This window comes from Brevibacillus laterosporus LMG 15441 (assembly GCF_000219535.2).
Taxonomy (GTDB): Bacteria; Bacillota; Bacilli; order Brevibacillales; family Brevibacillaceae; genus Brevibacillus_B; species Brevibacillus_B halotolerans.
Map to the genome: position 1 here is coordinate 2,581,222 of NZ_CP007806.1, position 14,756 is coordinate 2,595,977.

At 40.9% G+C, this 14,756-nt stretch carries 12 protein-coding genes; 1 reads left to right on the top strand and 11 read right to left on the bottom strand.

Annotation, left to right across the window (positions count from 1 at the left end; translation table 11 throughout):
* Positions 1-460: 460 nt before the first annotated feature.
* On the bottom strand, positions 461-1,477 hold the full coding sequence (locus BRLA_RS11540; RefSeq protein ID WP_003337615.1) for an NADP-dependent oxidoreductase: 1,017 nt from the start codon (positions 1,475-1,477) through the stop codon (positions 461-463).
* 175 nt (positions 1,478-1,652) lie between these two features.
* Between BRLA_RS11540 and BRLA_RS11545 the strand changes: the two genes are divergently transcribed.
* A complete protein-coding gene (locus BRLA_RS11545) occupies positions 1,653-2,330 on the top strand; it encodes a TetR/AcrR family transcriptional regulator (protein WP_003337616.1) in 678 nt (225 codons plus the stop codon).
* A gap of 271 nt (positions 2,331-2,601) precedes the next feature.
* Here the strand turns inward: BRLA_RS11545 and BRLA_RS11550 are convergent, their stop codons facing one another.
* From BRLA_RS11550 to BRLA_RS11595, 10 genes are all read right to left on the bottom strand, one after another.
* Positions 2,602-5,298, bottom strand: coding sequence for a cytochrome P450 (locus BRLA_RS11550; protein ID WP_003337617.1), 2,697 nt, complete (start codon positions 5,296-5,298; stop codon positions 2,602-2,604).
* Between the two features lie 65 nt (positions 5,299-5,363).
* Complete coding sequence (locus BRLA_RS11555; protein WP_003337618.1) at positions 5,364-5,936, bottom strand: TetR/AcrR family transcriptional regulator; 573 nt, start codon at positions 5,934-5,936, stop codon at positions 5,364-5,366.
* A gap of 712 nt (positions 5,937-6,648) precedes the next feature.
* On the bottom strand, positions 6,649-6,996 hold the full coding sequence (locus tag BRLA_RS11560) for an ArsR/SmtB family transcription factor (protein ID WP_003337621.1): 348 nt from the start codon (positions 6,994-6,996) through the stop codon (positions 6,649-6,651).
* 1 nt (position 6,997) lies between these two features.
* Positions 6,998-7,426 (bottom strand): SRPBCC family protein, encoded by a 429-nt coding sequence (locus tag BRLA_RS11565; RefSeq protein WP_003337622.1) that lies wholly within the window; start codon positions 7,424-7,426, stop codon positions 6,998-7,000.
* 279 nt (positions 7,427-7,705) lie between these two features.
* Positions 7,706-8,779: a P1 family peptidase gene (locus tag BRLA_RS11570; RefSeq protein ID WP_003337623.1), complete on the bottom strand. Its 1,074-nt coding sequence runs from the start codon at positions 8,777-8,779 to the stop codon at positions 7,706-7,708.
* A gap of 126 nt (positions 8,780-8,905) precedes the next feature.
* A complete protein-coding gene (locus BRLA_RS11575; RefSeq protein WP_003337624.1) occupies positions 8,906-9,397 on the bottom strand; it encodes a DinB family protein in 492 nt (163 codons plus the stop codon).
* Positions 9,398-9,493: 96 nt separating this feature from the next.
* Complete coding sequence (locus BRLA_RS11580; protein ID WP_003337625.1) at positions 9,494-10,510, bottom strand: helix-turn-helix transcriptional regulator; 1,017 nt, start codon at positions 10,508-10,510, stop codon at positions 9,494-9,496.
* A 281-nt stretch (positions 10,511-10,791) separates the two neighbouring features.
* The gene (locus BRLA_RS11585) at positions 10,792-12,105 is read right to left on the bottom strand and encodes a cytochrome P450 (RefSeq protein ID WP_003337626.1); all 1,314 of its coding nucleotides are present in this window, start codon (positions 12,103-12,105) and stop codon (positions 10,792-10,794) included.
* A 10-nt stretch (positions 12,106-12,115) separates the two neighbouring features.
* Complete coding sequence (locus BRLA_RS11590) at positions 12,116-13,714, bottom strand: AMP-binding protein (RefSeq protein ID WP_003337627.1); 1,599 nt, start codon at positions 13,712-13,714, stop codon at positions 12,116-12,118.
* Positions 13,711-14,739 (bottom strand): GNAT family N-acetyltransferase, encoded by a 1,029-nt coding sequence (locus BRLA_RS11595; protein WP_003337629.1) that lies wholly within the window; start codon positions 14,737-14,739, stop codon positions 13,711-13,713. The genes BRLA_RS11590 and BRLA_RS11595 overlap by 4 nt, the downstream gene beginning before the upstream one ends.
* Positions 14,740-14,756 lie beyond the last annotated feature (17 nt).

Sequence of the window (14,756 nt, forward strand, 5' to 3'; positions counted from 1 at the left end):
TTGGATCGTAATTATAGTAATCAAGGAGTGTTTCATAGAGGAAAAAAGAATCATTGATCTTAGAGGTTATAAAAGGTCTCGCCATCTTTAAAAATAGATACATATGGTATTATCCAGCTACAACCTTATTTATACAATATCGAGCAAATCGACAGTCAACATCAATTTTTTGTAATTTTGTCTTACATTTCCATGATGGACGTGTAAGCATTACAGCCATACCATGCATTTCAGCAAATTGCTTTATTTTACAAATGTTCATCTTGGATTAAATTTACAATAAGTTACATAAAATTACAACATCCAAAACTAAATTCATTCATCATATAAAGATTTATTCCATAATATTTTGAGCTTGACAAGCGGTTCCATGATTACTTACTAAAAAAACCAGACCTTCTATTGAAAGCCTGGTTTTTCTTTATGAAGGATATAAGCTTCGTTTCTTATATTACATTTTTTAACAATCAGAAACTTTTACCAATTGCTTACCAGTGTTCTCTCCAGTAAATAGCCCAAGGAAAGCTTCCGGTACATTCTCCAAACCTTCTACAATATTCTCGGAATATTTTATTTTTCCTTCCTTGATCCACTGGGCCATCTGTGTCATTCCCTCATGATAACGATCTGTATATTGAGTCACCAAAAAACCTTTCATAGTAGCTGTTTTCTTGAGGAGCTGCACCTGAATCCTAGGTCCAATATCCTGCTTCTCTGAATTGTAGAGAGAAATCTGACCGCAGAGAGGAATTCGCGCTCCCTGATTAATCAAGCTCAGAACGGCATCTGATATCGGACCACCCACATTATCAAAATAAACGTCTACCCCGTTTGGGCAAGCTTTTTCTAATGCTAGTTGCATATTTGGTGTTGTTTTATAATTAATTGCGGCATCAAATCCGAGCTCTTCTGTTACATACTGAACTTTTTCTTCAGAACCAGCAATCCCTACAACACGTGCCCCTTTGATTTTTGCTATTTGCCCGACAAGCATTCCCACCGCTCCTGCGGCCCCTGAAACAACTACGGTTTCCCCTGCCTGTGGTTGGCCGATGTCCAATAGACCAAAATAAGCGGTCATTCCAGGCATTCCAAGTACACCCAATGCGGTTGTAATTGGTGCTATATTTGTATCGATTTTTTGTACTTCTCCAGCATCAACCACGGAGTAATTTTGCCATCCCAATAGACCAAGGACAACATCCCCGACTTGAAATTCTGAGGACTTCGTTTCTATTACTTCTCCAATTACCCCACCGGTTATCACTTGATCTAGCTGAAAGGGGGGTATATAAGATTTTTGATCATTCATTCTCCCCCTCATATAGGGATCAACAGATAGGTATAGAGTACGTATTAAAAGCTGATTGTCATTGACTTCAGGAATAGAGGATTTGATGAAGGTGAAATTATCTCTTGTTGGAACGCCAACTGGCCGACTAGAAAGTAAAATCTGATTATTAACTGCTTCACTCATTAGAATACCCTCCCTGCTTATTAGGAAACGTTACCTTTGCAACCTTATATTATCATACATAATGAATTAATTAAACTTTTTTCGTATATTTCGTTCAGTTAAATAGCAGTTATATGTGTAATATCTAATTTTACGTTATAATGTAATTTGATGTTTTAGATTGGGAGGCATTGAAGTGACAAACACTCGAGGCAGATCACGTAAAAATGAGCAAGAGACGAAAAAAGAATTGATTATTCGTCTACTTCCCTTTCTTAAAAAGCAAGGGATCAGCTCTTTGAAAATGGAAGACATTGCAAAATATATGGATATAAGCAAAGCAACGATGTATAAATATTTTTCTTCTCGAACAGAAATCTTAGAAGCGACAGTAGAAGTGTACGTTGATTATATCCTTGAGAACCTTCATGACTTATCTGATAACGAATCTGCTTCTTTCGTACGCCGCTTCCAAAAGGTTTTTGAAAACTCGGTGGTTCTGGCTATTTTTTTATCAGATTTATTATTACAGGAACTAAAAAGCATGTATCCTCATTTATACCAGCGAATTGTTGAGGCGCAAAAAGCTCGTAACGATCATATTAAAGCTTTTTATGAAGCTGGTCATAGAGAAGGTGTGTTCCTTTCTGTTAATCCTTCTTTATTAATTGCTCAGGACGAGCTACTCCTGCCAAGTTTACTTAGTCCTGTTTTTTTGATTCAAAATCACATGACTTTAGAACAAGCCTTATTTGATTACTATCAGATGAAAAAGCATCAACTGCTCAAACCAGAGCTTATTCCTGACGTAGATGACTCATTCATTCCCATGCAGGTAGGACAATGTATTCAAAAAATTACGTGGACAGAGTAGCTCATATAAAGCGTGTAAGCTACATTGCAAATCAGACTAACTGTGCTCAACTATCCCTATTCCATATAGGATATTCGTTGGTCTTTCCAAAAAGTAGTTACATCCTACCTCTCGCAAATACAAAAAACCAGTCAAAAGCACAATGGTAACGTATTGGACTGGTTTTTGTATGTAACCTTTTGTTTATGGGAATTGAATACAAATTAGAAAGCTTGCACTTCTTTTCAGACCATAATAGCCGGTGTTCTTGAATGTTTTCAGGAGTTGGATATTAAGATTCTGGTGTACTGATGAACATTATAATTTTCTCTTCTGGGCGGCAATCAGCTAAGTAATGATCGAGCATTCCCAGATGTACTCCGCATTCACTTTCTAGAGAATCAGCTCCTATCATAATACTAGCCTGATGGGGACTGTTCTCTGGAGAACTAGTTATCGTATAATATTTCGGCTGAAGCGGGGGCAAAAGCTCGATAACCCTTTCGAAGGGCATCTCGCAGGCTTCATATTTTTCAAGCAGTTCTAGCATCGACACCCCGGTCTTCTCTACCTGCTGTTCATAGACAACCTCATCTAATAAATCCTCCAATTCACGTTTATGTGGGGGACAAACCGTGTAAGCTGCAAGCTCATGTAGCTGTGCATGAGTTGCGGTTGCTTGCAGATCTACATTTTGACTCAGCAAATCATTAAGTCGTACTGGTCGATCCAGCGGAAGATGGGCTATGTTACGTCCATCTGCCCTCAAAATCAAGGGATCGTTCCCGTTCAAGCCAAAGCGTTGTAAAATTCGTTCGACATGCTCCTTCCTATTTTTCGGTAATACCCCGATTTGATCCCCCTCCTGATAGCTAAGACCATCTGGCAATGTGATTTCTACTTGCCGGATGCTTCGCCCACAATTAGCACTCTCCAGTTCCCGGTTTTCTGTTATATAGGCATAGACAGCATTATACTTGAGGGCGAGCGGTACATCTGACATGTCATTCATAAATTGAATCGTAAGGGTTCCGTGATCTTTTTCCTCAAGGTTTTCCTGTAGAATAAAAGTCTCCATAACGTCAAGCCACATACGCTTCTGCCAGTCTTCTAATTGTTTTTCGAAGTCTCCGCTAGTGTCAGCTTCGCCTCGCAACGAAAGCCTTTTCGCTCCTTTTAAAGTAAGCTGCTCATCAATAAATCTCGGGACGTCTTGATAGGTATTTGCCCAATTGCGGTCTCCACATCCAAAAACCGCATACGTAACTCCTTGAAGCGCACCTGCCTCTACTCCTTCCAACCATTGCACGAATTTTCGGGCATTATTAGGGGGCTTTCCATTATAAGAAGCGGTAACAATCAGTACGACTCCCTCTTTCGGTAACTTCCCTAGCCAATCATCAAGCGGTGCCATCTCACTTCTGATACCGAGCAAACCCGCATTAGTAGAAAGCTCTCGTGCGGTACGCTCTGCTGTGCCTAAATTTGACCCATAAAGGATTAGTAAAGATACATGGTTGACCCTAGCTATGGATGTTTTAATCTGTTCCCATCTACTATCTGTCCCTCGTATGTTTACAGCTCCTACTTCTGGCTCTTGGGTAGATTGGTCTAGCTTCTGTTTCTTTCGCTGTTTGACACGTATGTAAAATTCTTCTGGTTTGATCGTTAATGTTTGTTGAATGCTTAACTGATAGTTCGTATGATCAATTAATTCAAAGTTCTGGAGAATCATACCTAGAACTAAAGTGGCTTCATGCAGTGCAAATTGCATCCCAATGCAGGCTCGTTGACCATTTCCAAAAGGTTTATAGGCATGATGGGGGACTTTATCAGGGTCCTCAAATCGCTCGGGGCAAAATTCATCAGCATCATCTCCCCAAGCATCTTTATCTCGATGAAGTTGGGGTAAGAGTAATGCAACAACTTCGCCTTTTTTTATGGCATACTTCCCTCCAATGATTGTATCTGCCCGAGCGGTAAGTTCAAATCCCGGGGCTGTTGGCCATAAACGTAAGGATTCCTGTAAAATCATACGCACATATGTAAGTTGTAGAACCTGCTGATACGAAGGAGATACACCGGTTAATACCCGATCCACTTCCTGGTACGCTTTTTCTCGCACCTCTGGGTTTTTCAGCAAAAAATAGAGAGCAAATGATAATAAGCCGCTTGTTGTTTCATGTCCTGCTATTAAAAATGTGATGATTTGATACCGGATATTTTCGTCATCCAGTCTCTCTCCAGTTTGCGGGTCCTTCCCGTTAAGCATGCGGGTGAGCAAATCGATTTCACCCTGATCGCCATTCACCTTTCGTTCCTCGATGATTTTGTCTACTAATGAAAACATCGTTTCAATATCTTGGGTAAACTGACGTCTAGTTCCCACCATTAATGTATTTTGAATTTTCAATCTTCCACTCTGATGCATCGCTTCTTGAAGTGCGCGAACCATACTGTTGATAAAAGGGCTGTGTGTTTCTCTATAAAAACTATTAAAGCGATAATTAAAGCCGCATAACCCAATCGTATCCAATGTAAGTCGAGTCATATCGCCAGGAACATCTATACTTTCATTAGGATTAAGACGTGCCCATTTTTGGATCAACTGCAAGGCAATATCCACCATCATTGAATGGTATCCTTTCATTGCTTGTTGACTAAAAGTAGGTAGGAGGATATTATGGGCCTTTTGCCAATTAGGCTCCTCAATCCTGCTCGTAAATAAACCATCTCCACTAAAGGCACGAACATTTTCCAAATCACCTGTAATGTTTTTGAAGAAACGCGACTCGTCACAAACCTCAGCCGCTAGTTTATGACCAGAAATAACCAAGCTTGAACTTCCAGAAAGGGTTAATCGGTAGATTGGACCGAACTCTTCTGCAAGTTTACAGAGTGAAAGTGTCGGTGTATCTTTTTCTATTAAGGGGTAATTGCCAAGCGGACCATACGTTTTGGGTTGCGGAATATATCCTACTTCTTTCATCACAAACATCCTTTCAGATTTATTCGCGAAAGTGTAGTTGCCCTGCTACGCATCATCAAATCTGCTTATGATTTTTCTTGTTTAAAACCATGATAAAGTGTGTCTAAAAGAAGTGACGCGGCCGATCTTTTCGCAATATGACCTTCTTGAACCTGCTGCCATGTCATAAAGAGAAGTGAGTACAGGACATTCAAAATCCATTCGCTGTTCATATCGGCACGGAGGTAACCTTTGCGTTGCAATACCTGAATGGAGTGTCGAATAGGTTCCTTTACCTCCTCCTCAGCTTCCATCATCTCTTGACTGTAATACAGCGTAGATTCATGAGCTAGAAAATAAATCTTAGCCCCGAGTGGAATTAACGCCTCAATCAATTGTGAAATATAGGATTCGATGTTTTCCTCGTCTAACGGAATTTGCTTTATCGTCTCTCTGAACACCTGAGAAGATCTTAATCCTAGTTGCAGGATCAATTGATCCCTATTTTCGATGTATCTGTGCAGAGTCGCAATGCCGATACCAGCGTATTCGGCAATTTCATTCAAAGATGCAGTTGGCTTTTCGACTAGTAATTCTGTAGCCGCATCCAAAATGGCATTAAGCCTAGCCTCCTTTGTCGCTGATCTGGCATTTTTCATCTTGAAGGCCCCTCTTTCTTTTTGATCGGTTCATTTTTTGATAGATGAAACTATCACTTGATAGAATATTACACCAATTATTATATAAATTCAACTTTTCTGATAAAAAATTCCATCAACATAATCTGGTTTCCCTACTTGACCTTTTTCTACAGGCTATGTACGGTCTTCCCTGATAGCATTGTGTTACAGATTTTTCTCTCAAGCTGTCCGTTCCTGATTTTTTCCCGATATAAATATGTTCATGAGAGTGATTTCTCTCTAAAATGATGAAATTACCGAGGTGCGAACATTCGTTCTGTTTTATGGTTTTCTAGCTCCTGCTCCTCGGAAACAAAATAAACTATCTTCGTAAAAAGCTTATATTTATGGGCTTTTTGTGTTATCAGCAGGTGCTTTAAGACAAGAAAAGTATGATTATGCTGGTTATTCTTCATCCCTTTTACGATTGAACAACATGAAGATTTTCGGCCTAATAACTTGTAAATAACAGTATATAAATCCATTTATATACATGTAAACCTTTAAAATAATCCAGTTGTATCTAAGAAAAATGCCGTTTTCTCCGGTATAGGAACATTTGTTCTATTTGTTTGTTCACCGTTTTATGTAACCCTGAACGCCTATTCTGCTTTCACGTATAAATTTTTTTTGCTATCTCAAGAAGTAAATCTTCCTGCAAGGCTATACAAAAACAGAAAAAGGCCGCTATTTAGCGACCTCTTTCTTCCACTGCCTTATCTTCTGCTTCTACATAACGTTTCAACGCAGACAATTTATTTTCCCAGAATCGTTCATAGTATTCGAGCCACTTCTTCAATTCAAGTAATGGATCTGCTTTAAGTCGATACCTTGTTTCACGTCCCACTTTTCTTTCCGTGAGTAGCCCAGCCTCTGTTAATATCCGTAAATGCTTAGAAACCGCTGTCCGGGTCATCGGAAAATGGCTACTGATTGCGGTAACAGACAGCTCCTGATCACCTAACAATTCCAGTAGCTGCCGTCGCGTTGGGTCAGCAATGGCTTGAAACACATCATACTTGTGAGCTGGTGCACTCATATTACGCCTCGACGTGAGTACGTAATGCTTTCAGTAAGCCTACCCAGCCATTTGCCATTCTATCTCGCACGACGACATGGGTTTCACCAAACTCGGTGACTGTATCTGGGTCCCAGCCGCTGTGAATCAGCGTAAACTCTGTTGTTCCATCCTCTAAGGTAGTTAGTTCAAAAGTAACGGTCCAATCTTTTCCCCATGTAAAGGAAAGACGCTTAGGCGGATCAAGCTCCATTACCTTACAAGGAGACATACCAAAAGGGCCAGCATTCAACTGGAACTCATACCCCTTAATTGGCTTAAAATCATTAGGCATAAACCATGCAGCAATTCCTTCTGATGTCGCAACAGCTTCCCATACTCGTTCAATTGGTGCATTGCACACGATTGTTTGGCGAATCTCAGGAATCTTGTTAGATTGATTCGTTTGCATTTATTTACCTCCATCAATTTGTTACTTATCTGATATTTGTCGCCACGAAGATATAAAGCTGACCCATATCCATTTTTGGTCATACAACAAAATCTTCCACATCATGAATTATTTTGTTCGATTCGTGCCAAACTATCCCCGGTTGGCAGTCTTAAGGAGATAAATCTATAACACGTTTATTCGAAACGATTTGGTTTCACTTTGTGATTATATGACACCATTTGGTTTCGTGTCAAACCATCTTAACTAACAAATAATTCCTTCCTCCATCATCTTTGTTTATGTGAATACGTATTCCTCAACAACTCTTCCATTACGTCCCTTCGTTGTTCTGGCTTTAGATAATGAGTTAAGAATTGCTTCCTCTGTCGCATCACTTGCAGCAGTGAACAATTGATTCATTACAGGATGATCCTCACGTAGCTGCATTCGTTTTTCCACAAAATGATCACTATGATGTGGAATTTTATGTGCGGTTGAAAAAGCAATCACAATATCTCCGCTACCATGACCATAATAGCTACCTGTTCTCCCAAGTCCGATGGCACAACGCTTGGCCAAACGTAGCAATTGTCGCTCATTGACGGGGGCATCGGTAGCAAGGACAATCATGATTGAACCATCCGACGTATGTTCAATAGCAGTGGAGGAACGCTGAACATTTGCGAATTGTTGTTGATATTTATCTCTTTGAAATTCTTCTTTTTTTCCAAAATTGCTTAGCACAAGTACACCAACTGAATATTCCTTACCATCTATCTGGACGAGACGAGAAGAGCTCCCTATCCCGCCTTTATACCCAAAGCAAACCATACCTTTTCCAGCGCCGACAGCTCCCTCTTCGGATTGATTCTCCATCGCATTCATAATCGCTGCTCTAGCGTCTTCTGGTTGAATAACACATCTACGGATAGCATTGAGATAACCATCATTACATTCACCAACTACCACATTAATCGTACCTGTCGTATCACCAATCTCAGGATTTTGTGCTAGCATTTCCTGTAAGGTCCCTTGCGTAACAGCCGGCACCGAAAACGTATTAGTCAGCATGATTGGCGACTCCAGCACTCCTAATTCATTTATCTGTACAAGACCTGTTGTTTTGCCAAATCCGTTGATTACATAACTAGCTGCTGTCACTTTTTCCAAAAACAAATTGCCCCCATGAGGCAAAATGGCGGTAACACCGGTACATGCATAATCTTGCGTGCCATCATCTAGCGGTCGATCTATGGTGACATGACCAACTTTTACACCGCTAACATCTGTAATGCAATTTTTCCTTCCTGTTGGCAACGTTCCAATCACGATTCCTAGCTCACGAACTTTTTTTCTTGTAGGTTGACTCATGGATGCACATCTCCCCAGCATTCATCTAGCTTTTATTATTACATACAGCTTTCAGTATAAAAATTAACATCTTCCACAGTAACAAGTCTTTAGCAGCATCTGTTACTAGCATTTACACACCACTCTCTATTCAACATACAAATCAAACATGCTCACCTCATATCCTCGCAATTTTAAATAAGTAAATAACTGTGAGCGATGATGGAACATATGGGTAACGCTCTCCGTAAACCAGTGAGCCTGAGAAGCAGAGTGTTCATGATAAAAAGGAGTTGTTTTCTTGTTGAAAAACTCATCTTCTGACATAGCTAACAGATAAGAGATGCACATCTGGTATCCTTGTTCCATCTCTTGTGCCAGCGACTTGGCCGTATCCAATCTGTTGTATTTTTGTTCAATCTGTCTTATGGTATCCTCTCCTTTCTCCTGCATAATAAGAAGGTCTACTTCAGGAATTGCTACTAGATGACAGGCTAATTCGTGTAGAGTACGCATGTTCGGAGCAGGTCGATACCCCCAATCCTCTTCTTTAATCTTCTGAAGAAGTAAAATTGTACTTTTCATAGCTACGTTCATCTGATGAAATAACTCATCCCGTAACTTCACAACATTGGACATGCTTTACACCTCTTTAGTCTATTAGATTTCTCTTCTTGATTCTAACAGCTAATAGTGACAAACTCTGTCATAATGGAACGCATGAAAAAAGTTTATTTACCGATAATGCTCCGCCATTTTTGTAATCTTTTCCCTCACATAAGAAATAAGTTCTTGCGGCTCCTTCGCCATCGCCTCCATGCCTAGATTCCAAACAAGCTCAGCATAGAAGGGAATTTCAGCACGCGGAATCCTTGTATCGATCCAGCCTGTCCCATCGCTGCGCTCTTCAACCACCCGGACTAAATCTAATATCGATTTCGCTTGTCGTGTACCGTCTCTTGTCAGCTCGACGACAAAAGGAACGAGATTTTTCCCGTTTTGTTCACTGTTTATAAGCCAATCCATGATGGAGCAATAACGTAGTTTATCCTTTCCCGATTTATTCTGTATGGGGGCTCTTTTTTCACAATCTGCTTGCGATTGAACCTGCTTTAAAGTGGCTGTATCAGGATCGCTTATTTCTGCTTGCTTAATCCGATCTGTCCGAAACAGTCGATACGCTTGTCGCTGTAAACAATAAGCTGGGCAATACCAAAATCCATTGTAGCTATACAAGCCGATTGGTTGAATTCTTCTCTTGGTTATTCCCTTTTTACCATCGTATTGAATAGTCAGAATGGATTGATCCATGGCTGCTTCAAGCAAGACTTCTAAATGATGAGAAGATTGAGCGTACGTAGGATTCCAGAAAACAACTCTGTCTCGCATTTGGTCAATACGTTCCTTCACATCTTCTGGTAGATAGTGATAAAACTTTTTTAATGCTGCTTTCGTTTCTGTTTGAAAGGGGAGGGAATCAAAAAATTGCAACGATTGATAAGCAAAAAACATAGCAGTTGCTTCTGTTTCTTTAAAGAAAATAGGAGGTAGCATGCGATCCTGTAATAAATAATAGCCACCCCCTGCTCCCACCTCTGAATAAATAGGAACTCCCATTACACTTAGTTCATTTAAGTCACGTAAAATGGTGCGATACGAAACCTTGAATTCCTCTGCCAATTCCCGTGCCGTGAATTTTCTCTTCGCATTCATCGTCATCATAATTTCAATCAAACGTTGCGTTTTTGCCATTCTTTAGCCCCCATATTTCATCATATCTATTTCTTTTACTAGAATATAGCAAACTTTTAAAAGGAAAAACCAAAAAGACTGTGTAGCAACCTACAACAAAAAAAACAGCATTGAACCCCCTCTTTATCCAAGCTCGGTTCACACTGTTTTTATATCATTTCTCATTTTTTGTTTAACCGGTTACCTCTAACGGTAGAACGGTATTGTTTTCATCTACTTTTCCCTAAAAGCTCTTTTTCTCAGTATTTGGCATTTGCATTTCCTATATCAATGGTAGGTGGTTACATCCGTTTATTTACAACCATATGCAAGGCTTTTGGGGATAGAGTTATCGAAGCGTTTACCTCTAGCTTGTCCTGATTAACTGCTGTTAGCTTGTAGCGTTGAACAATGGTAGCCAAAATCAACACGGCCTCTGCCATTGCAAATCGCTGTCCAATGCACATGCGCGGTCCACCGCCAAAGGGAAAGTAGACAAACGTCGGTAATTTTTTTTCAAGCCCATCTGCCCAGCGTTCTGGACGAAATACCAATGGGTCTTCAAAATAACGGGGATCACGGTGCATGACATACTGACTAACTAACACAATCGAATCTTTTGGAATCATATATTCGCCAATCTGAATGTCTTCTGCAGCCTGACGAAGCAAGATATAAGCTGGAGAACGAAGCCGGAGGGTCTCATTTACCACCATTGTGGTATATTGTAGATTTGGTAAATCTTGAATATGGGGTAAATGACCATCAAGCACTTCACTAATTTCAGCCGCCATTTTCTCTGTAACATCAGGATTTTCAGATAGAAGATAAAAAGCAAACGCCAGCGCTGCGCTTGTTGTCTCATGTCCTGCAACAATCAAGGTCATCACTTCGTCGCGAATTTGACGATCATCAAGTCCTTCTCCATTTTCATCGCGCATGGAAAGAAGCATTCCTAACAAGTCATCTCCATATATACCTGATGATCTTCGTGAAGAAATTAACTGCAAAATCATGTCATCCATCTCTTTTGCACAGCGCTTATAGTTACTATAACCTGGAAGTGGTATAGGGAACATGACTGCCTTAGCGTAATACCTTAGAATCGTCTGCAAGGCCTGAATTAATTTTCCTTCGTCAATGGTGTTGTTATGTCCAAACAAACTTTTCATTACGACATCAAGTGCTAAATTGAGCATATCGATCTTGATTTCGCGCGTTTCGCCTTCTTGCCAGTTCTCAATGTAACGATTCGTTACTTCAATGATCGTCTTTCCATAGCTTTCTATCCGTTTTTGGTGGAATTCCGGGGCCATCATCCGTCGGTTCCGAAGCCAATGCTCTCCGTTAGCGGTGAATAAACCTTCGCCTAAAATATTTTTGATAAGCTTTGCTTGTAATCGATCATTCTTTATAAAACTCGATTGTTTTTTGATAAATACTTCTTCTATAAGCTCCTGCTTATTTAATTGATAAATGCGTTCATTGAGCAACGGATAATACACGACGTCTCCATACTTGTCTGCGTTTTCCTTAATGAAATCCAGAATATTGTGCAGAGTACGGAACACGTTGTACAGAGGTTTATTTGGTCCAGGCGGAAGTGTAAGAATCATAATGTCCTCCTCAAACGGAAATAGTTTGTTGCTCAAATTTTCCTTGTTCCAATGCCTTGTTCAAAAGACTATAATCCACTTTTGCATTGTGCCGCTTATCAACTGGAATCTGATCCATATAGATAATGGCATCGAGGTTTGCCCATTCTAGCATTTCAGCTAATTCAGCAGTCATGTAGCTCTTACTATTTCTTTCCACAATTAATACACGACGACCGCGATATTGTGTTAAAGCAGTTCGTCCGATCGACTCATCAAACGATAACACGCTCTCCACAGCAAAAGGGTACAAAACTCCCCTTTCATCTTTAATTCGTGCGGCTACTCTTCCCAGAAGCCATAATCTTCCCGATTGGTCAAAGTACCCAGCATCCCCGGTTCGATGCCAGACTGTTCCATCCACGCGGAATTTCGTCTCCTCATCTCCTCTTCCATGCAAATATCCGGAAAGTACATGTGGACCTGTGACCACAATCTCTCCCGCTTCCTCAGGAGTCAGGCAGATGTTTTCAAATTCTGCACTGGATAAAGAACCAATCGGTTTGCCCCACTGATGACGAACAATCCGTACCTGAATCTCCGGAACAGGGGTTCCTACTAAAAGACCTTTTCCTGACTTGATTGCGGTAAGATCATTTGTATGGATATCGTTCCAATCTACTTCTGCAATTGGCTCAGCCTCGGTGGACCCATATACGGCCATTATGCGAGCGTTTGGAGCAATCCGTTTTAATCTGGACATGAGTCGTGGGAATACTGGTCCACCGCCACTGAAGATATATGTAAGCTCAGTTAGAACGATGTCATGTTTTTCACAGTATCCCAACAGTTGTTCAAAAAACGCTGGTGAAGCTACGATTCTCTGAGCATGTTGTTTTTGGAGCTGAGAAATGACGGGACCCGGTTCAATCGCTCCTGGCCGGCGCAGGTCACCATTGGGAATAATGCTCCTCATCCCAGCCCCAAGATTGCACAGAGCAAAAATAGGTAGTGTTGTCATATCGATTGCTCCAGCTTGCATGTCAAGACTGCGCCGGAGCACCTCGTATTGATCAATTAAAAATCCATGAGTCCGCACGGTCGCCTTTGGCTCCCCAGTGCTACCGCTGGTAAAGGTGATGAGCGCCGGCGTGTCATGTTGACATGAGTGGTATTGACTGTACTCTGTTGCATTGGTTTGTGAAGTTAAAGAAATGGCTCCAGGCAATCTCCTCCCAATCACAAATTTTTGCGGAATTTTTCGAATAGCTGGGGATAACAGCCTCAATAGTTGGGCTTTTGGGCTTGCAATTAACGCTTTAGGTGGGTTTAATGTACAGCATCGTTCAATATGATTTTTACCAGCAGATGGATCAAGAAACATCGCAATCAATCCAAGTCTGAAGATTGCTACTAAGGTGATATACAACTCAATCGACATTGGATAAAAGAGTAGAACCGTATCGCCTGCCACTAACCCTTGTTTCTTGAAAATCCCTGCGACTTGAGCAGAACGTTTGTCCAGATCGGCAAAAGTTAGTTGACGGGTCTCTTTGTCTGGCATATCCTGTATCGCGATCGCATTGGGGCAATTTTGAATATGAGGTTTGACAATTTCAAAGATATTCATGCTTCCCTCTCCAATTTCTTAGCAAATAAGGTGTAATCACGAAGAATGTAGCCTTCATTCGCATTAAACCTTGTGGATCGATTTTCTTGGATCATTAACGCATTAATCGCACGTTGATAACCTAGCTTCTGAGCCAAATCGTAGACTGCCTTTACGAGGAAGGAGCCTATTTTATACCCTTGGTAATCTGGATCAACAGCCAGCGTCTTTAAGATTACCTGATCGACCGCCTTTCCCATTTGGGCTTGCATCACATCTGGTAAGGTGAACATAAAGCCGACCAGTCGATCATCATGCTCGGCTAACAAAACCAGTTCTGGCTTAATATATGGAACAATCTTTGTGTATTGTTTCAAGAATTCATTTTCACTTATCTCGGTGTACAAAAAATTTTGATGAAAAGCTCGTATCGAGAGTTCATAGATTCGTGTAAGCTCTTCATCGATTCGAGTCAAATCCAACTGCCGGATACGAATGCCGCGTTCATTCATATGCTGTGTCAGTTGCTTGTACCGTTTTTTCTCATACTCCTGCCCCGCTTCGCCCAAATCTCTATGATCGAGATCAACAATTCGCGAAATGTAGTGAGATAGCGGTTCAAAGCCATCCTGTGTAAAATGATCGGCCCATTCCAAGGGTGTATTTGGCTCAAGGAAGAAAGGAAGATCTCCTTTTGTTTTCGTAACCAATCGGTGTGTCCCCCACGTATTTCCATCCATTGGGCCTATCACGATTGTACATCCCTTTTTAGCCAATTCTCTTGAACACAGTTGTAGTAGCTCACTTGCTGCAGGAGCATTTCGCGCTGCATAGTGTCCTATTACACCAACCTGATGATCTTGATATGCTGGTACGTTTGACCACCATAGTGAACAGCGTGCGGCTACGCCTTCCTTGTCTAGTATCATCCAGTGAGTATCAGCATTCGATTCGTCCAGAGAATCGATCCGATTTGCAGAAGGCCCTGGTAGTGAGCAAAACTCTTCCTTCATCTTGGTATTCGTAACCTGTACTGCTTTTAACATGTCGAATATCCTCCCTA